This is a genomic window from Streptomyces sp. NRRL B-24085 (genome assembly GCF_001282115.1).
Classification (GTDB): domain Bacteria; phylum Actinomycetota; class Actinomycetes; order Streptomycetales; family Streptomycetaceae; genus Streptomyces.
Map to the genome: position 1 here is coordinate 1 of NZ_LJBR01000451.1, position 16,763 is coordinate 16,763.

Here is a 16,763-nt window from a genome sequence, read left to right on the forward strand (position 1 = left end):
ACGAGGAGGTCGTAGGGGGAGGGGGAGGCCGGCCCCCGGGGCCTCGTGCGCCCGGCCTCCCCCTCCCCCTACGACCTCCTCGTCCTCGCCGCCGACCGCCCCGAGTCCCTGCGGCGCTGGACCAACCGGGCGTGTCTGGCGGCCGGGGTGCCGTGGGTCGACGCCGGGTACCGGGGGCCGCTGGTGACCGCCGGGGTGTACGTGCCGGGGCGGGGCGCCTGCTGGGAGTGTCTGCGGGACGGGGAGATCGCCCGGCGGGACCTGCGGCTCGGGCCGGGGCAGGACCCGGAGGACGCCTCGCCGCGGATGCCGTGGAACCCGGCGAGCGCCGTAACCGCCGGGCTCTCGGGAGCGCTGCTCGCACATGCCGCCCTCGCCCTGCTGACCGGGGTCCCCGCGATGGAGCCGGGCTTCCGCTTCGGCGTGAACCTCATGCTCCCCGGCGACCCGGTCCACCAGCGCACACCGCGGCACCCGGACTGCCCGGCGTGCGGGGAGCGTGCGTGAACCGGGTACGGCTGCACGCGCTGGACTCCCGCCCCGACGGCGACGAGTGGATCGTGGGCCGCCGGACCACCGGCCGGTTCGTCGCCCTGCCCGAGGTGGGCAAGCAGGCCCTCGACCTGCTCGGCGAGGGCCTGACCCCGGCCGAGGTCGGCGCCCGGCTCCGGGACCGGACCGGTGACGACATCGACGTACCGGACTTCGTGGCGGCGCTGGTGGACCTCGGGTTCGTCGCGGAGGTCGACGGCCGTGCGATCGAGCAGGAACCGCCGCCGACACCGACGCTGGCGCGGATACGGCCCCGTCATGTGCGCTGGCTGCTGAGTCCCGCCGTCCCCGTGGCCGTCGCCCTGCTGATCACGGTCACCCTGTGCACCCGGCCGCCCGTGCCGCTCGACTACCGCACGCTGCTGTGGAGTTCGCACGGCAGCGCGGTCCTCGCCCTCGGCGCGGCCGTCGGCTGGAGCCTGCTGCTGCTCCACGAGTGCGCCCATCTGCTGACCGCCCGGGCCACCGGTGTGGCGGGGCGGATGCGGCTCGGCACGCGGCTCCAGTTCCTGGTCATGCAGACGGACATCAGCGGGATCGAACTCGCCCCGAGACGGCACCGGTTGACCGCCTACCTCGCCGGCATCGCGACCAACCTGACGGCCGCGTCCCTGGCCGCCCTCGCCGCGGGCGCCACGAGCGGCACACCCCGCCGTGTCCTCGCCGCGGTGGCGCTGCTCGCCCTGCTCCCCCTCCCGTTCCAGCTCATGGTCTTCATGCGCACGGACCTGTACTTCGTCCTCCAGGACCTCACCCGCTGCCGCGACCTGTTCGGGGACGGGGTGGCGTACACGAGATACCGGGCCCGGCGTCTGCTGCGGCGCACCGGGGAGGCGGACCCCAGTCTCGGACTGCCCGCGCACGAACGGCGGGCCGTGCGCGCGTACAGCGTGGTGCTGGTCCTCGGCACCACGCTGTGTCTCGCGTTCTTCGCGGCCGTCACCCTGCCCGCCGACCTGACCCTGTTCGCCCGCGCCCTGGTCAAGTCGGTTGCGGGGCAGTCCGCTTGGGAACGGCTGGACGGGATCGCCGTCGTCGTCACGCTCGGCGGGCTGCACGCCCTGTGGCTGCGCACCTGGTGGCGGGGGAGCAGGTGGCGGCGGCGGTGAAGGACTCAGACGGACACCATCCCGCCCGTCGCGTTGACGAACGTGCCGGTGATGCCGCCCGCGTGGTCGGAGGCGAGGAACACCGCGGTGGCGGCGACCTCGGCGAGGGTGGGATTGCGGCGGGTCATGCGCATCCCCGCGAGGTGGTCGACGATGCCCTGGACGGCACTCTCGTCGATGGCCGGGTTGACCGCGGAGAGCTTCTCCACGGTGAAGGTCTCCGGCACCCCGGCCACCCACAGCCCCACCGCCCGCACCCCGCGCGGCCCCAGTTCGATCGCCAGGTTGCGCACGAGGGTGTCGATCGCCCCGTCCGCGGGACCGGTGCCGCCCATCATCGGACTGCCGTGCGCGGAACCGCTGTTGAGGGCGATGATCACACCGGAGCCGCGCGCGGCCATCCGGCGTCCGGCAGCGCGAGCGGTGAGGAAGTTGGCGCGCAGACCGTCGGCGACCGGCCGCATGAAGTCGTCGACCGCCATGTCGGTCAGCGGCGCGCCCTGCACATCGCCGCGGGTGACCAGGTTGACGGAGATGTCGATGTCCCCGACCTGCTCCGCGTGCGCCTCCACGGCCGCCTCGTCCAGCGCGTCCACGACCGCGACCTCGGCGTCCTTGATGTCGGCGGCCACCGCCTCCAGGGACGCACGGGTGCGGCCGACGAGGTGGACCCGCGCGCCCTGCTCGGCGAAGGCGCGGGCGACGGCCCCGCCGATGGAACCGCCGGCGCCGTAGACGATCGCGGTCTTGTCGGTGAGCAGCATGGTGAACTCCTTGGAAGGTGTTTCGTACGTGACATCCATGCAGACGTACGACTCCCCGGACGCTCATCGGTGGGGACACCGCTGCCCGGTCGTCACAGCCGCGGGGGCAGCCCGAACGCGGCGAAGAGGTGCGGCTCGAAGGAGGTGATCTCCGCGATGCGGTCGCCGCGGCCCTGGTCGCCGAAGCGCAGGACGTCCAGCACCTGGGCACGGAAGACGCTGGTCCCGGGCCTGCGGACGTAGTTCGCCGCCGCGAGCTGGCCGTTGGCCCGGGTGGGCAGGCTGCGCCAGTGCCCGAGGAACATGGGGGAGACGGGATCGAGACTGACCCGCACGAAGTCGATGATCGCGTCCCGGCCGACGAACCAGAAGGGGTTCGGCGGCATGGTGAGGGTGACGTCCTCGGTGAGCAGCGCGGCCATCGCGTCGAAGTCGAGGCGTCCGACGGCGGCCATGTACCGGTCCAGCACCGCCTGTTGGTCCTCCGTGGGCACGGTGGCCCGCCAGTCCGAGCGCTCCCGGGGCAGGTGTTCGCGCAGGGTGGGCCGGGCCCGCTGGAGCGCGCTGTTGACGGAGGCCACGCTGGTCTCCAGGGCCGCGGCGGTCTCGGCGGCCGTCAGCCCGAGGGCGTCGCGCAGGACCAGTGCGGCCCGCTGGCGCGGGGGCAGGTGCTGGATCGCGGCGAGGAGGACGAGCTCCAGGGTCTCGCGGGACACCGCGGCGGACTCGGGCTGCTCCTGCTCCTCGGCGAGGGGCATCTCGTCGTCGGGATAGGGCTGCAACCAGGTGATACGGGCGGGCGGCTCCCCCTCGCCGTGGTTCATCCCGGGCACCGGTTCGTAGCGCTGCGGGCGGCGCGCGGTGCGCCGCAGCAGGTCCAGGCTGGTGTTGGTGGCGATCCGGTACAGCCAGGTCCGCGCGCTCGCCCGCCCCTGGAAGCCGTCCCGCGCCCGCCAGGCCCGCAGGAAGGTCTCCTGCACGAGGTCCTCGGCCTCGTCGTACGACCCCGTCATGCGGTAGCAGTGCACCTGGATCTCACGCCGGTACTGCTCGGTGAGGGCCGCGAAGTCGGACTCGGTGAGGGGAGCGGCTTCGGTGCGTTGCGTCACGGGAGCGGCCGTTACGGAATCCCCGTCGCCCCGGGCGTCCCCGGCCTCCCTGGTGTCCCCGGCCTCCCCGGCGTCCTGGGTGGTGTCGCGCACCGTGCGTGCCACCCGCCTCAACCGGGCGACGGACTCCGACAGTTCGGACACGGTCGAGTAGAGGGCGTCCGCCGGCTGGGGCGCCAGCCGCAGGGCCTGCCGCCCGATGTCGTCGATGAGCCCCTGCACGGTGAGGCCCTGCGGCTGCCGTCGTTCCCGGTAGGCCTTCTGCCGGCAGGCGGCGGAGCAGTAGACGGAGCCGCGTCCGGTACGACCGGCTCGCGCGGGGAGCGACTTCCCGCACACCGCGCAGACGTCTGTGGCCACGTGCGCCTCCGGGAGTTTCGTAACACGGGATCGGAGTGACGGTACAACGCCACCGCGGGACACGCGCCCCTACCGGCGAAGCGCGACCGGCGCCGGGTCCGCCGACACCTCGCGGTGCCCCCACCCCGCGGAACCGAACGACGGCCGCACGGGCGGCCGTACCCCCGACTGCCCCGCCACCGTCGCCCCGAAGGCCAGCGCCATCCCCGCGAGCTGCACCGGCGTGAGCGCCTGCCCGATCGCCGCCCAGCCGACGACCGCGGCGGTCAGGGGGGACAGCGGTCCGAGGAAGGTGACCTGGGTGGCGGTGAGGCGGCCGATGCCGCGGAACCAGAGCCAGTACGCCACCGCCGTGTTGGCGAGGGCGAGGTAGAGGTAGCCGCCGACCGCGGGCCCGTCGAGCGCGGGCGGGGCGCCCTCGACGACGAGGGCGAGCGGTGCGATGAGCAGGCCGCCCGCGGTGAGCTGCCAGGCGGTGAGCGCGAGCGGGCCGACGCCGTCGGGGCGGCCCCAGCGCTTGGTCAGCACGGTGCCGACGGACATCGAGGCGGTGGCCGCGAGCGCCGCCAGCACGCCGAGGAGGTCGAGGGCCCCGGCGGCCTTGAGCACGACGAGACTGACGCCGAACGCGGCCACAAGGCTGGTCAGCACGCTCCGGGTGGTCGGCCGCTGTCCCAGCAGCAGGGCCGACAGCCCGACGACGATCAGCGGCCCCACCGACCCGACCACCGCGGCCATCCCACCCGGCAGCCGGTACGCCGACAGGAACAGCAGCGGGAAGAAGGCCCCGATGTTCAGGGCCCCGAGCACCGCCGCCTTCCCCCACCAGACACCTCGTGGCAGCACCCGTGCGAGGGCGAGCAGGACGAGCCCCGCGGGCAGCGCGCGCATCATGCCGGTGAACAGGGGCCGGTCGGCCGGGAGGAACTCGGTGGTGACGGCGTAGGTGGTGCCCCAGGAGACGGGGGCGAGGGCGGTGAGAAGGACGGTGGCGGGACGGTTGATGTTCGACTTCCCCATGACTGCGACTCCCCCTGTGATTAGCTTGCGTAAAAGTAGCTTACTCCTAAGCTACTTTTACGCAAGCCACTTTCTTGCGGCCGAGCCGGTGCCCCGCCGATACTCGGCACATGAGTGCACAGCGCAAGGACGCCGTCGACGCGATCATCGAGCAGTGGGCGGCCGTACGGCCCGACCTCGACACCAGGGCCATGGAGGTCTTCGGACGCGTCTACCGCCTCTCCCGCGCCATGGGCGACCGCGTGGAGAAGGCGTACGCCCCCTACGGCATCTCCCGCGGCGAGTTCGACGTCCTCGCCACGCTCCGCCGCGCCGGGGAGCCGTACACCCTCTCCCCCCGCCGGCTCTCCTCGACGCTGATGCTGACGACGGGCGGCATGACGGGCCGCCTCGACCGGCTCGAACGCGCCGGCCTGCTCCGCCGCTCCCCCGACCCCCACGACCGGCGCGGCCTCCAGGTGACCCTGACCGACAAGGGGTTGAACGTCATCGACGAGGCGGTGGGAGCGGGCCTGACCGTCCAGACGGACGCCCTGTCCGCCCTCGACGACGAAGAGGCGGGCCAACTGGCGGACCTGCTGCGTAAGTTGCTGGAAGGGACACAGAACTCCCCGGAGTGACCCCGGCCCCTCGGTCCCACCTTGGGGAAGGCGTTCCGGTTCAGCCCACGTGCGCGGCGAGCGCCGCCTCGATGTCCCGCGGTGTCGCCTCCTCCATCGCCCAGCCCACGTATCCGTCGGGGCGTACCAGAACGGTTGTCCGGCGGGAGGTCGCCCAGCGTTCCACGGCGAGGCGGTCCTTGTGGGTGTCCCGGGTGTCGTGGGCCCCGGGCTCGGGGGTGATCAGGACGAAGCGGCCGCCGCGCAGGGACTCGTGGAGGCGGCCGCCGTCCGCGAAGGCCACGTCGGGGACCCGGGTGCCCGTCAGGGGGTGGGCCGAGCGCGGCGCGGGGTACTTGTAGCCGATCCCGGTGAGCTGGCCGAGCATCCTGCGGCGGGCTGGGCCGACGTGGTCGAGGACGGTGGTGAGGGCGGTGCGCAGGGCCAGTTCCCAGGGGCGCCTGGCCATCGCGAGGCGGACGATGCCGCCGCTGCTGCGGAGGACGGCCCTGCCGACGGGGTGGCGTTCGGACTGGTAGGTGTCCAGGAGCTCGGGGCCCGCGTGGCCGCCCGTCACCTGGGCCAGTTTCCAGCTCAGGTTCGCCGCGTCCTGGAGGCCGGTGTTCATGCCCTGGCCGCCGGCCGGGGTGTGGACGTGGGCGGCGTCGCCGGCCAGGAAGACCCGGCCCACCCGGTAGGCGGGGGCCTGGCGTTCGTCGCTGTGGAAGCGGGACATCCAGCGGGCGTCGTGCATCCCGAAGTCGCGGCCCAGGGCGAGACGGGTGACCTCCTTGATCTCGTCGAGGTCGAGGGGCTCGCTGTCGGGGACGTCACGGGCGCGGTTCCAGGCGATGACCCGGTGGTAGCCGTCGCCGAAGGGGGCGATGAAGGCGAAGGCGTCCCCCACGGCGTTGACGGTGAGCAGGGTCTCGGGCTGCTCGGCGAGGCGGACGTCCGCCAGGACCACCGAGCGGATCACCGAGTGGCCGGGGAAGGGCAGCCCGATCGCGGAGCGCACGGCACTGCGCATGCCGTCGGCCCCCACGACGTAGTCGGCACGCAGGGACTCCGTGGCCCCGCCCGGCCCCTCGACCCGCACCGTCACGCCGTTCCCGTCCTGGGACAGGCCCGTCACCTCGCTCTCGTACCGGAAGTCGACGCCCGCCTCCACGGCACGCCGCTCCAGGGCCTTCTCGACCTCGTACTGCGGCAGGACCAGCAGGTGACGGAAGCGGGAGGGGAGGGTGTCCAGGCCGAGGGTGAGGTCGCCGAACAGGCGCAGTCGGTCCAGGCGCTGCCCCACCGCCTCCAGGCCGTCGGCGAGACCGCGGGCGTCGAGCTGTTCGAGGGTGCGGGCGTGCAGGACGAAGGCGCGGGAGAGGTTGCTGATCCGGTGCGGCCGCTTCTCGACGACGGTGACGGGGACGCCGGCGCCGGCCAGGTCACCGGCCAGGAGCAGGCCGGTGGGACCGGAACCGACGACGATCACGGGGGTGCCGTTCTCCGAGGTGCCGTTCATGGTGGCCTCCTGTTGCCAACGCTTGTTTGCCAACGCCTGTTGACGAAGGTAGCGGCACCCCCTCCCGCCGTCAACACTTGTTGGCCAACATGTGTTGACCTACGATCGTCGGCATGAACGAGACCCCCCGTCGCCGCTCCGACAGCACCCGCACCGCGATCCTCACCGCGGCCCGCGAGCGTTTCGCCGCCGACGGGTACGAACGCGCCACCATCCGCGCCATCGCCAAGGACGCGAGCATCGACCCCTCGATGGTCATGCGCTACTACGGCAGCAAGGAGGGCCTGTTCGCGGCGGTCGTGGCCGTCGACCTGAAGCTGCCGGACCTCGCCGCGCTGCCCCGGCACGACGTCGGCCGGGTGCTGGTGTCGCACTTCCTCACCATGTGGGAGCAGAACGAGGTGCTCACCGCCCTGCTCCGGGTCGGTGTGACCAACCCGGCCGGGGCCGAGCGCACCCAGGGCGTCTTCCGGGACCAGTTGCTGCCGGTGGCCCGCCAGGTGTGCCCGGACCCCGAGCAGGCCGCGGTGCGGGCGGGGCTGATGGCGACGCAATTGCTCGGGCTCGGGCTCACCCGGTACGTGCTGCGGTTCCCGCCGGTCGTCGCGCTGACCCGCGAGGAGGTCGTGGCGTGGCTGGCGCCGACCCTCCAGCGGTACCTCACCGCGCCCAGCCCCTGAGAACGCGCGAGGGCGCCGACCTCGCCCACGCGCGCCTGACGGGCGTACGTGCGGCGGGGTCGACGCCCCGGAGAGGCGCGGTCAGCGCCCCGAAGAAGTGGGGTCAGCGCCCCGGAGGAGCAGAGGTCAGGCCTTGGATCCGGCCTCGGCCTCGGCCTCGGCGGGCTTGGTCCTGATGTTGCGGCTGGTCACCCGGTGCTCTTCCTTGGACTTGTCCAGGACCACCACCAGGCCGGCGATGACCGCGAACAGCACGAGCGGGGCCACGACGAACAGACCCAGCGTCTCGATGACGCTCAGGCCCGTGCCGGGGTCGTCGCCGTCGTCGCGGGACAGCGCGGAGGCGGGGGACGACATGAGCAGCATCATCAGCGTCGTACCGGCCACCAGGGCGCCGGCGCGCAGGGCGTTCTTCTTGTCCACGGAGCCAAAGTATCCAACGCCGGTTATGGCCGCGCGTCCGGGGTGCCGTATGAGGCGCCCCCGGTCGTGCGGGCGCCCGCTCTCACAACGCCCGCAAGCACGCCCACGACGCCCCGCAAGCGCCCCTTCCGCGCCCCGCAAGCTCCCCGTCAGCGGCCCGCGGCACCCCTACGGCGCCCGCAGCACCTCCACCAGCGCGTGCAGCCGGGCCGATCCCGCCAGGTCCTCCAGGGTCACCACCCGCCCCTCGCCGTCCGCGATCGGCAACCGCCAGTTCGGGTACTGGTCCCACGTCCCGGGCAGGTTCTGCGGCCGGCGGTCCCCCACCGCGTCCGGCAGCCAGACCCCCACCATGCGGGCCGGGGTGTTCAGCAGGTACCGGTGGACGGCCTGGATCTGCGCCTCCTCGGCGGAGGGGTCGGCGCCGCCGCCCGTGCCGTGCAGCATTCCGAGCCGGGCCAGCAGCTCCAGCCACTCCCCGGTGTCCGCCGCGGCCTCCGCGCGTTCCTCCTCCAGCGGCCGGGTCAGCAGGCCGAGGCTGTCCCGCAGTTCGACGTGCTCCCCGGTGAGGCGGGAGGCGGTGGGCGGCAGGTCGTGCGTGGTCGCGGTCGCCAGGCAGTCGGCGCGCCAGCGCTCGGGCGGCAGCGGGCGCCCGTCGCCCTCCCAGTCCCGCTCGAACCACAGCACCGACGTCCCCAGCACCCCCCGTTCGCGCAGCGCCTCCCGCACCCCGGGCTCGACCGTGCCGAGGTCCTCGCCGATCACCACCGCCCCGGCGCGCGAGGCCTCCAGGACGAGCACGGCGAGCATCGCCTCGGCGTCGTAGCGGACGTAGGTGCCCTCCGTGGGCGGGTGTCCCTGGGGGACCCACCACAGCCGGAACAGGCCCATGACGTGGTCGATGCGCAGTGCGCCGGCGTACCGGAACAGGGCCCGCAGCAGTTGCCGGTAGGGCGCGTAGCCCGACTCCGCGAGCCGGTCCGGGCGCCACGGCGGCAGTCCCCAGTCCTGGCCGCGGGCGTTGAAGGCGTCCGGGGGCGCCCCTACGGACATCCCGGCCGCGAAGTACGCCTGCTGGGCCCACGCGTCCGCGCCCTCGGGATGCACGCCCACCGCGAGGTCGTGGACGACGCCGACCGGCATCCCCGCCTCCCGCGCGGTGCGCTGCGCGGCGCCGAGCTGGCTCTCGGTGAGCCAGGCGAGGCGGCAGTGGAAGTCGACGCGGTCCATCAGCTCACGGCGGGCGCGGGCCGTCTCGGCGGAGCGCGGGTCGCGCAGGCCGGGGGGCCAGCCGCGCCAGTCCGAGCCGTGCGCCTCGGCCAGCGCGCACCAGGTCGCGTGGTCCTCCAGGGCCTGGCCGCCCTCGGCGAGGTAGTCGGCGTAGGCGGCGCGGCGGCCGGGTCCGAGCGGGACCTCGCGGACGAGTTCGAGCGCCTCCCGCTTCAGTTCCCACACCGCGTCCCGGTCGATCAGCGCGCCCTTGTCCAGCACGGACGCCCGCAGCCGCTCGGCCCACTCGCGCAGGGTCCGCAGCCGCTCGGAGTCGGCGACGTGGACGTACTCAGGGATGTCCTCGATCCGCAGGTGCACCGGGTCGGGGAAGCGGCGCGAGGACGGCCGGTAGGGGGACGGGTCGGTGGGGGCGCCGGGCACCGCCGCGTGCAGCGGGTTGACCTGGACGAAGCCGGCGCCGAGGGCACGGCCCGCCCAAGAGGTCAGTTCGGCGAGGTCGCCGAGGTCGCCCATGCCCCAGGAGCGGTGCGAGAGCAGGGAGTAGAGCTGGACGAGGAGGCCGTAGGACCGCCTCGGCGGTGCGGGCAGCCGGGGCGGGGCCACGATCAGATGGGCGTCGGCGGTGCGGCCGTCGGGCGCGGTGGCGGTCAACCGGTGCACACCGGGCGGGAGTTGGTCGGCGGCGGCGCGGGTCTCGCCCTGTTCGGTGGTGATACGCAGCCGGGTGCCCGCGGGCAGGTCGGCGAGGAAGGCGGGTGGGCTGCCGCTCCAGCACACCACCGTCGGCGGCAGCAGGCGGGCGCGCAGCTCGCGCTCCCGGGCCGCGAGGGCGGCGGCCGGATCGCCCGCGTCGACGCCTAGGGCGGCCAGGGCCAGGGTGACGGCGGTGGCGGAGGCGGCGACCGTGCGGTCCGGGGAGGGCTGGTAGGAGGTGGCCACGCCGTACGACTCGGCGAGCCGGGACAGCTCCGGACCGGGGGGCGCCACCATCTACGGCTCCAGGTAAGCGTCGGACTCGCTGGTCAGGGGGGCGGCGTCGGCGAGCGGCGGCTCGCTGGTGAGGGGCTCGGCGTCGGGCAGGGGCGGTTCGCTGGTGAGGGGGGTCTCGGTGCAGGCGCCCTCGGCGCTGAAGACACAGAAGTGGTCAGCGGGCGCCCCGGGTTTGGACAGGGCCGGGAGCAGAAGGGGTGCCGGTGCGGCCACGGGGGCCTCCTTGTCGGGTACGACGACGGGGGTTACCGCAGCCCTACCCACAGGATGCGACGCCAGACGTACCGAAGGGGAGAACGTGCTTTTCGTCATGTTCCGTGTCGCCGCCGCTCCCGTCCACCGGTCGTCCGCCGGCGTCCCGCGCGGCACTGCCCACTGATCACTATTCACTCAGTACATGTACGTGGTGCATACTGATCGGCATGAGCACCCGCCACATCCTGCTGGGGCTGCTCGCCGGAGGGCCGAGCCATGGCTACGACCTCAAGCGACGCCACGACGAGCGTTTCCCCGAGGCCCGCCCGCTGGCCTACGGGCAGGTCTACACGACTCTCCAGCGCCTGGTCCGGGACGGCCTCGCCGAGATCGACGGCACCGACTCCGACGGCGGCCCGGAGCGCACCAGGTACCGCTCGACCGAGGCGGGGTCGCGTGAACTGGCCGAGTGGGCCGGGCAGGTCGCCCCGCCCGCGCCCTTCGTGACCAACGAGATCTTCGCCAAGGTCGTCGTCTCGATCCTGTCCGGCGGTGACCCGGCCGCCTATCTCCGGGCCCAGCGCGTCGCCCACATGGCCCGGATGCGGGAGCTCACGGCGGTCAAGACCGCCGAAGGGGCCGACCTCGCGACCGTGCTCTCGGCGGACTACGCCCTCAACCACCTCGACGCCGACCTCCGCTGGATGTCCACCACGGCGGCCCGGCTCACCCCTTTGACCGCGGAGGTCGACCCAGCATGAGCAACCCAGAGCCGCTGCTCGCGGCCCGCGACCTCGTGAAGACGTACGGCAGCACCGAGGCCCTGCGCGGCGCCTCGGTCCACCTGGACGCCGGCGAGATCCTCGCCGTCACCGGCGCCAGCGGCAGCGGGAAGTCGACGCTGCTGCACTGCCTGGCCGGGATCGTCGCGCCGGACGCCGGTTCGGTGTCCTACGGCGGTGAGCGCCTCGCCGGGCTGTCCGAGAAGAGGCTGAGCGAGCTGCGCCGTACGGAGTTCGGCGTGGTCTTCCAGTTCGGGCAGCTCGTCCCCGAACTGACGGTCCTCGACAACGTGGCGCTGCCGCTGCTGCTGGCGGGCCTCTCCCGCGCCGACGCCCACGTGCGCGCCGGTGTGCCTGGCTGGAGCGGTTCGGGGTGCGCGGCCAGGCCGGACTGCGGCCCGGCGAGCTGAGCGGCGGGCAGGCCCAGCGGACCGCGCTGGCCCGGGCCCTGGTCACCGGCCCGAAGGTCGTCTTCGCGGACGAGCCCACCGGGGCGCTGGACTCCCTGGCGAGCGAGCAGGTCATGACGGCGCTGGTCCACACGGTCCGCGAGACCGGCACGGCGGTCCTGCTGATCACGCACGACGCCCAGGTGGCGGCGTACGCGGACCGCGAGGTGCGGATGGCCGACGGGGCCGTGGCCCCGGTGGGGGTGACGGCGTGAGGACGCTGCGCGGCGATCTGCGGACGGCCTGGCTGCTCACCCGGGGGTCCGACCGGCGGGAGTGGTGGCGGATCGGGCTCACGGCCCTCGGGGCGGCGCTCGCGACGGGCATCGGGGCGGCGGTCGTCGCGCTGAACTCGCTGGACGGGTACTACTCCGTGCCCTTCGGGGCGGGACTGCTGAACTCGGCGGGCGACCGGCGCAACGTCAGCGTCGTGACGGCGCTGCTGCTGATCCCGGTGCTCGGCTTCGTCGGCCAGTGCGCGCGCATCGGCGCGGTGCACCGGGACCGCCGGCTGGCCGCGCTGCGGCTGGCGGGCGCCGGTCCGTGGCAGGTGCGGCGGATCGCGGCCCTGGAGTCGGGACTGGCGTGCCTCGCGGGCTCGGTGACGGCCGCGGCACTGTGCGCACTGCTGCTGCCGGCGCTGTGGGAGCGGCCGCCCGCCCTCGCCTGGGCCGGTGTCGCCCTGGTCGCCGTGGCCGTGCCGGTGCTGGGCGCGGGGGTGAGCGCGCTGTCGCTGCGGCGGGTGGTGGCCTCGCCGCTGGGCTGGGTCCGGCGGGTACGGCCCGTGTGGGGGCCGGGGCGCATCCTGCGGACGGTGCTCACCCTGCTCGGGGCGGCCGCGCTGCTCGTCGGCCTCTCCTCGTTCACCGGTGGCCCGGTCCGCCTCGCCCTCGGACCGCCCGCGCTGTTCGTCGTCGTGCTGCTCGTCGGGGCCGCGACGGTGTCGCTGACCGGTACGGCGGCCCGGGGACTGGGCGGGCTGCTCGCCGCCCGCGCCCAGAGCCCGGCGCTGCTGATCGCGGCGGAACGGCTGCGGGACGACCCGTGGGCGGCGGCCCGCACGCACGCCGCGGTGCTGCTGGTGACGGTCGTCGGGGCCGGGTTCGCAGGCGTGCGCCAGGTGCTGCTGGAGACCCTGCACACCAAGCACCCCGAGGGGACCATGGCGCCGGACACCGCCTACTACACGACCGGCATCGACCTGACGGCCGCCGCGATCCTGGTCGCCCTCGCCCTGACCGTGACGGGACTGGCCGTGGGCACCCTCGAGTCCCTCGCCACCCGGCGCCGGGGCCTGGCCGCCCAGGTCGCCGTGGGGGTGCCGTACCGGGTGCTGGCGAGGGCGCTGATCCTGGAGACCGCGCTGCCGCTGGCCCCCGCGGTCGCGGTGGCGGGCGTGGGCGGTACGGCGATCGGGCTGGGGTACGCCTCGCTGACCACGCACCACTCGGACACGGGGGTGCCGTACGCCGCTCTCCTGGTGCCCCTCGCGGTGTACGCGGCCTGTCTGCTCGCCGCGGCCACCTCGCTGCCGCTGCTGCGCCGCTCGGTCCGCCCCGCGGAACTCAGGCACGCCTGACCCGCCGACGGTCCGGCCCCGGAGGCACGGGGGACCTCCGGGGCCGGTTCCGAGCCGCCGCGTGCGGCAACACAGAGGCCCGGATCGTCGTCAGGCTGAGATGCCGTCGATCCGGGCCATGGCGTCCTCGGCGCCGTACGGTTGCAGGTACGGCAGCCAGCGCGGGTCCCTGTGGCCGGTGCCGATGATGCGCCAGGCCAGACCGGAGGGTGGAGCGGGCTTGTGGCGCAGCCGCCAGCCGATCTCGAACAGGTGCCGGTCGGCCTTCACGTGGTTGCAGCGCCGGCAGGACGCCACCACGTTGTCCCAGACGTGCTTGCCCCCGCGGCTGCGCGGGATGACGTGGTCGACGCTGGTTGCGACGCCACCGCAGTACATGCACCGGCCCCCGTCGCGGGCGAAGAGCGCCCTGCGGGTGAGAGGAACGGGCCCGCGGTAGGGAACCCGGACGAATCGCTTGAGCCGGACCACGCTGGGTGCGGGGACTGTGACGGTCGCGCTGTGCATGAAGGCGCCGGATTCCTCCAGGGAGACGGCCTTGTTCTCCAGGACGAGGACGAGCGCGCGGCGGAGCGGTACGACGCCGAGGGGCTCGTACGACGCGTTGAGTACCAGGACATGCGGCACGGATGCCTCCTTGGGCGTCGGCGGCGCGTGGCTCGCGCCGGGACGAACTGAGGTCAGTCTCCCCTCTCGGCCGGGAGGAACGCCACCATGTCCCGGTAACGGGCTGGGAGTGTTTTCGACCACACCTTTCTTCATCCCCAGGTGAGAGCCGTCTCTCCCCCGGACATTGCAACGATCCACACACGATGCACCGTTAGTGTGGTGAGTCTGCCTTTCCGGTGACCTTTTCGTGACCTTGACCGCCGCACCGGAAGGCGGACGCAGCACCTGGAGGTACCTGCCGTGTCCTTGTCCGCCGTCCTACTGGCCGCGAGCCCGTCGCCGTCCCCCTCGGACACCTCGACGCCGGCCGTGCCGAGTCTCCAGGACGCCCAGGAGAGCGCGACGAACGCCGCGAGCTGGGTCGAGCAGAACTGGTCGACCTGGCTGGCGATCGGTCTGCGGGTCCTGCTGATCCTGGTGATCGCCGCCGTGCTGAGAATGGTCGTGCGGCGGGCCATCACCAAGCTCATAGACCGGATGAACCGCACCGCGCAGGCGGTCGACGGCACGGCGATCGGCGGTCTGCTCGTCAACAACGAGCGCCGTCGCCAGCGCTCGCAGGCCATAGGGTCGGTGCTGCGCTCGGTGGCGAGCTTCATCATCATGGGCACCGCCGCCCTGATGGTCCTGGGCGCCTTCGAGATCAACCTCGCCCCGCTGCTCGCCTCGGCCGGTGTCGCGGGTGTGGCGATCGGTTTCGGCGCCCGCAACCTGGTCACGGACTTCCTCTCCGGTGTCTTCATGATCCTGGAGGACCAGTACGGCGTGGGCGACACCATCGACGCGGGCGTGGCCTCCGGCGAGGTCATCGAGGTCGGCCTCAGGGTGACCAAGCTGCGCGGCGACAGCGGCGAGATCTGGTACGTCCGCAACGGCGAGGTCAAGCGGATCGGCAACCTCTCGCAGGGCTGGGCGACGGCCGGCGTCGACGTGACCGTGCGGGCCTCCGAGGACCTCGACAAGGTCAAGCGGGTGCTGGGCGAGGTCGCCGAGAAGATGAGCAAGGAGGAGCCCTGGAACGAGCTCCTGTGGAGCCCGATCGAGGTCCTCGGCCTGGACAGCGTCCTGCTGGACTCGATGGTGGTGCGGGTCTCCGCCAAGACGATGCCCGGCAAGTCCCTCACGGTCGAGCGCGAGCTGCGCTGGCGGATCAAGCGCGCCTTCGACGCGGCGGACATCCGCATCGTGGGCGGTGCGACCGTCCCCGCCGACGAGGAGGCCGCCGATCCGGCCGCGGCGGTCGCGGCCCCGTCGGTGTTCGCCAACTCCGAGTCCCCGCAGTCGGCGGCGGCCTCCCCGCTGGTACAGACACCGGTCCAGCGCCCGGCCCCGAAGTAGGGCGCACCTCCCGCGCGACCGCCCCCGCAGGTAACGACTCCGTCTCCTGCGGGGGCGGTTTGTCGTTCCCCCCTTGACGGACAGGTGGCCCAGACCTAAGTTCCGTGTGCATCAGACAGGAAACCTTCCTAACAGTTTCCGGACAGTAAAGTCGTCCGGCAGTCACGGAGAGGGGCACCCATGGCAGGCACACCACGCACACTCCGCGCCATGAACGACCGTGCCGCACTCGACCTCCTGCTGGAGCACGGCCCCCTCTCCCGTACCCGGATCGGCAAGCTCACCGGCCTCTCCAAGCCGACCGCGTCCCAACTCCTGGCCCGCCTGGAGGCGTCGGGACTCGTCCTCGCCACCGGCACCAGCGAGGGCAGGCCCGGCCCCAACGCCCAGCTCTACGAGGTCGACCCGACCGCCGCGTACGCCGCAGGACTCGACGTCACCCCCGAGCGCGTCCTCGCCGCCGTCGCCGACATCACCGGCCGCACGGTGGGCTCCTACGAACTGCCGACCCCGGGACGCCGGCCCGCGCAGCCCGTGGTGCAGCAGGTCACCGACGCCCTCGACGGCGCGGTGAAGGCGGCGGGACTGGCCCGCGGCGACGTCCACCGGCTCGTCATCGGCACCCCGGGCGCCTTCGACCCGGGCACGGGCCGGCTGCGCTACGCCTCCCACCTGCCGGGCTGGCACTCCCCGGCCCTCCTCGACGAACTCGCCGCCGCGCTGCCGATGCCGGTCGAGTACGAGAACGACGTCAACCTCGTCGCCGTGGCCGAGCAGCGGCTCGGGGCAGCCCGCGGCCACGAGGACTTCGTGCTGCTGTGGAACGAGGGCGGACTCGGAGCCGCCCTGGTCCTCGGCGGCAGGCTGCACCGCGGCTGGACCGGCGGCGCGGGAGAGGTGGGGTTCCTGCCGGTTCCCGGAGCGCCCCTGGTACGCCACGTGACCAAGGCCAACAGCGGCGGCTACCAGGAACTCGCCGGTTCCCAGGCCGTCCCCCGGCTCGCCCGCGAGCTCGGCATGACGGACATCCCCTCGGGGCCGTACGCCGAGGTTGCCGCCGCCCTCGTCGAACGGGCCGCCGCCGAGGACACCGACCTGGGCCGACAGCTCCTGGAGACCTATGCCACCCGGCTGGCCACCGGTCTCGCCTCCCTCGTCTCCGTCCTCGACCCCGAACTCGTCGTCCTCAGCGGTGCCTCGCTCACCGCCGGCGGCGACACCCTGCGCGCCCTCGTCCAGGCCGAGCTGGAGGAGCTGGCAGCCTCCCGGCCCCGGCTGGTCGTCGGCGCCGTCCGTGACCATCCCGTGCTGCGCGGCGCCCTGGAGAGCGCGCTGGCGGCCACCCGCGACGAGGTCTTCGACACCTCGCGCTGACCCCTTCACTCCCCCACCC

15 protein-coding genes and 2 pseudogenes are annotated in these 16,763 nt (G+C 73.6%); 9 read left to right on the top strand and 8 right to left on the bottom strand.

Going from position 1 to position 16,763, the window contains the following annotated elements:
- Nucleotides 1-54: 54 nt before the first annotated feature.
- Nucleotides 55-507, top strand: a pseudogene (locus AOJ26_RS36280) (ThiF family adenylyltransferase); the annotation flags it as partial.
- Nucleotides 504-1,661 carry a hypothetical protein gene (locus AOJ26_RS36285; protein ID WP_053852610.1) on the top strand — a complete coding sequence of 386 codons (1,158 nt, stop codon included), beginning with the start codon at nt 504-506 and terminating at the stop codon, nt 1,659-1,661. The pseudogene AOJ26_RS36280 and the gene AOJ26_RS36285, both read left to right, overlap by 4 nt.
- 5 nt (nt 1,662-1,666) lie before the next feature.
- Here the strand turns inward: AOJ26_RS36285 and AOJ26_RS36290 are convergent, their stop codons facing one another.
- From AOJ26_RS36290 to AOJ26_RS36300, 3 genes are all read right to left on the bottom strand, one after another.
- Nucleotides 1,667-2,425, bottom strand: coding sequence for an SDR family NAD(P)-dependent oxidoreductase (locus tag AOJ26_RS36290; RefSeq protein WP_053852611.1), 759 nt, complete (start codon nt 2,423-2,425; stop codon nt 1,667-1,669).
- A 92-nt stretch (nt 2,426-2,517) separates the two neighbouring features.
- The gene (locus AOJ26_RS36295) at nt 2,518-3,894 is read right to left on the bottom strand and encodes an RNA polymerase subunit sigma-70 (protein WP_053852612.1); all 1,377 of its coding nucleotides are present in this window, start codon (nt 3,892-3,894) and stop codon (nt 2,518-2,520) included.
- 69 nt (nt 3,895-3,963) lie between these two features.
- Nucleotides 3,964-4,914 (bottom strand): EamA family transporter, encoded by a 951-nt coding sequence (locus AOJ26_RS36300; RefSeq protein ID WP_053852613.1) that lies wholly within the window; start codon nt 4,912-4,914, stop codon nt 3,964-3,966.
- A gap of 110 nt (nt 4,915-5,024) precedes the next feature.
- On the opposite strand from AOJ26_RS36300, the gene AOJ26_RS36305 reads away from it, so the two are divergent.
- Nucleotides 5,025-5,534, top strand: a complete 510-nt coding sequence (locus AOJ26_RS36305) for a MarR family winged helix-turn-helix transcriptional regulator (protein WP_053852614.1) — start codon at nt 5,025-5,027, stop codon at nt 5,532-5,534.
- Between the two features lie 40 nt (nt 5,535-5,574).
- On the opposite strand, the gene AOJ26_RS36310 is transcribed toward AOJ26_RS36305, so the two are convergent.
- A complete protein-coding gene (locus tag AOJ26_RS36310) occupies nt 5,575-7,032 on the bottom strand; it encodes an FAD-dependent monooxygenase (RefSeq protein ID WP_053852615.1) in 1,458 nt (485 codons plus the stop codon).
- Nucleotides 7,033-7,145: 113 nt separating this feature from the next.
- Here AOJ26_RS36310 and AOJ26_RS36315 point away from each other — a divergent pair, with 113 nt between their 5' ends.
- Entirely contained in the window at nt 7,146-7,712 is a 567-nt protein-coding gene (locus tag AOJ26_RS36315) for a TetR family transcriptional regulator (RefSeq protein WP_053852616.1), read from the top strand.
- Nucleotides 7,713-7,838: 126 nt separating this feature from the next.
- Here AOJ26_RS36315 and AOJ26_RS36320 read toward each other — a convergent pair whose 3' ends face one another.
- From AOJ26_RS36320 to AOJ26_RS36330, 3 genes are all read right to left on the bottom strand, one after another.
- Nucleotides 7,839-8,135, bottom strand: coding sequence for a hypothetical protein (locus AOJ26_RS36320; RefSeq protein ID WP_053852617.1), 297 nt, complete (start codon nt 8,133-8,135; stop codon nt 7,839-7,841).
- Nucleotides 8,136-8,303: 168 nt separating this feature from the next.
- Nucleotides 8,304-10,358 carry a 4-alpha-glucanotransferase gene (malQ, locus tag AOJ26_RS36325; RefSeq protein WP_053852618.1) on the bottom strand — a complete coding sequence of 685 codons (2,055 nt, stop codon included), beginning with the start codon at nt 10,356-10,358 and terminating at the stop codon, nt 8,304-8,306.
- On the bottom strand, nt 10,359-10,571 hold the full coding sequence (locus AOJ26_RS36330; protein WP_053852619.1) for a hypothetical protein: 213 nt from the start codon (nt 10,569-10,571) through the stop codon (nt 10,359-10,361). It lies immediately after the preceding gene.
- A gap of 209 nt (nt 10,572-10,780) precedes the next feature.
- Between AOJ26_RS36330 and AOJ26_RS36335 the strand changes: the two genes are divergently transcribed.
- From AOJ26_RS36335 to AOJ26_RS36345, 3 genes and pseudogenes are all read left to right on the top strand, one after another.
- On the top strand, nt 10,781-11,314 hold the full coding sequence (locus tag AOJ26_RS36335) for a PadR family transcriptional regulator (RefSeq protein WP_053852620.1): 534 nt from the start codon (nt 10,781-10,783) through the stop codon (nt 11,312-11,314).
- Nucleotides 11,311-11,999 (top strand): annotated as a pseudogene (locus tag AOJ26_RS36340) (ABC transporter ATP-binding protein). The gene AOJ26_RS36335 and the pseudogene AOJ26_RS36340 overlap by 4 nt, the downstream one beginning before the upstream one ends.
- Complete coding sequence (locus AOJ26_RS36345) at nt 11,996-13,363, top strand: FtsX-like permease family protein (protein ID WP_053852621.1); 1,368 nt, start codon at nt 11,996-11,998, stop codon at nt 13,361-13,363. Before AOJ26_RS36340 ends, AOJ26_RS36345 begins: the two are co-directional and overlap by 4 nt.
- 90 nt (nt 13,364-13,453) lie before the next feature.
- Here AOJ26_RS36345 and AOJ26_RS36350 read toward each other — a convergent pair whose 3' ends face one another.
- Nucleotides 13,454-13,990: an HNH endonuclease gene (locus AOJ26_RS36350; RefSeq protein ID WP_030609777.1), complete on the bottom strand. Its 537-nt coding sequence runs from the start codon at nt 13,988-13,990 to the stop codon at nt 13,454-13,456.
- A 282-nt stretch (nt 13,991-14,272) separates the two neighbouring features.
- Between AOJ26_RS36350 and AOJ26_RS36355 the strand changes: the two genes are divergently transcribed.
- Nucleotides 14,273-15,370: a mechanosensitive ion channel family protein gene (locus tag AOJ26_RS36355; protein ID WP_053852622.1), complete on the top strand. Its 1,098-nt coding sequence runs from the start codon at nt 14,273-14,275 to the stop codon at nt 15,368-15,370.
- A 180-nt stretch (nt 15,371-15,550) separates the two neighbouring features.
- Nucleotides 15,551-16,744 carry an ROK family transcriptional regulator gene (locus tag AOJ26_RS36360; protein ID WP_053852623.1) on the top strand — a complete coding sequence of 398 codons (1,194 nt, stop codon included), beginning with the start codon at nt 15,551-15,553 and terminating at the stop codon, nt 16,742-16,744.
- The last annotated feature ends 19 nt before the right edge of the window (nt 16,745-16,763 follow it).

Bases quoted from the DNA above. Each gene is read 5' to 3' on its own strand.
- AOJ26_RS36290 (WP_053852611.1), bottom strand. From the start codon at position 2,425: ATGCTGCTCACCGACAAGACCGCGATCGTCTACGGCGCCGGCGGTTCC.
- AOJ26_RS36300 (WP_053852613.1), bottom strand. From the start codon at position 4,914: ATGGGGAAGTCGAACATCAACCGTCCCGCCACCGTCCTTCTCACCGCC.
- AOJ26_RS36305 (WP_053852614.1), top strand. From the start codon at position 5,025: ATGAGTGCACAGCGCAAGGACGCCGTCGACGCGATCATCGAGCAGTGG.
- AOJ26_RS36310 (WP_053852615.1), bottom strand. From the start codon at position 7,032: ATGAACGGCACCTCGGAGAACGGCACCCCCGTGATCGTCGTCGGTTCC.
- AOJ26_RS36315 (WP_053852616.1), top strand. From the start codon at position 7,146: ATGAACGAGACCCCCCGTCGCCGCTCCGACAGCACCCGCACCGCGATC.
- malQ (WP_053852618.1), bottom strand. From the start codon at position 10,358: ATGGTGGCGCCCCCCGGTCCGGAGCTGTCCCGGCTCGCCGAGTCGTAC.
- AOJ26_RS36335 (WP_053852620.1), top strand. From the start codon at position 10,781: ATGAGCACCCGCCACATCCTGCTGGGGCTGCTCGCCGGAGGGCCGAGC.
- AOJ26_RS36360 (WP_053852623.1), top strand. From the start codon at position 15,551: ATGGCAGGCACACCACGCACACTCCGCGCCATGAACGACCGTGCCGCA.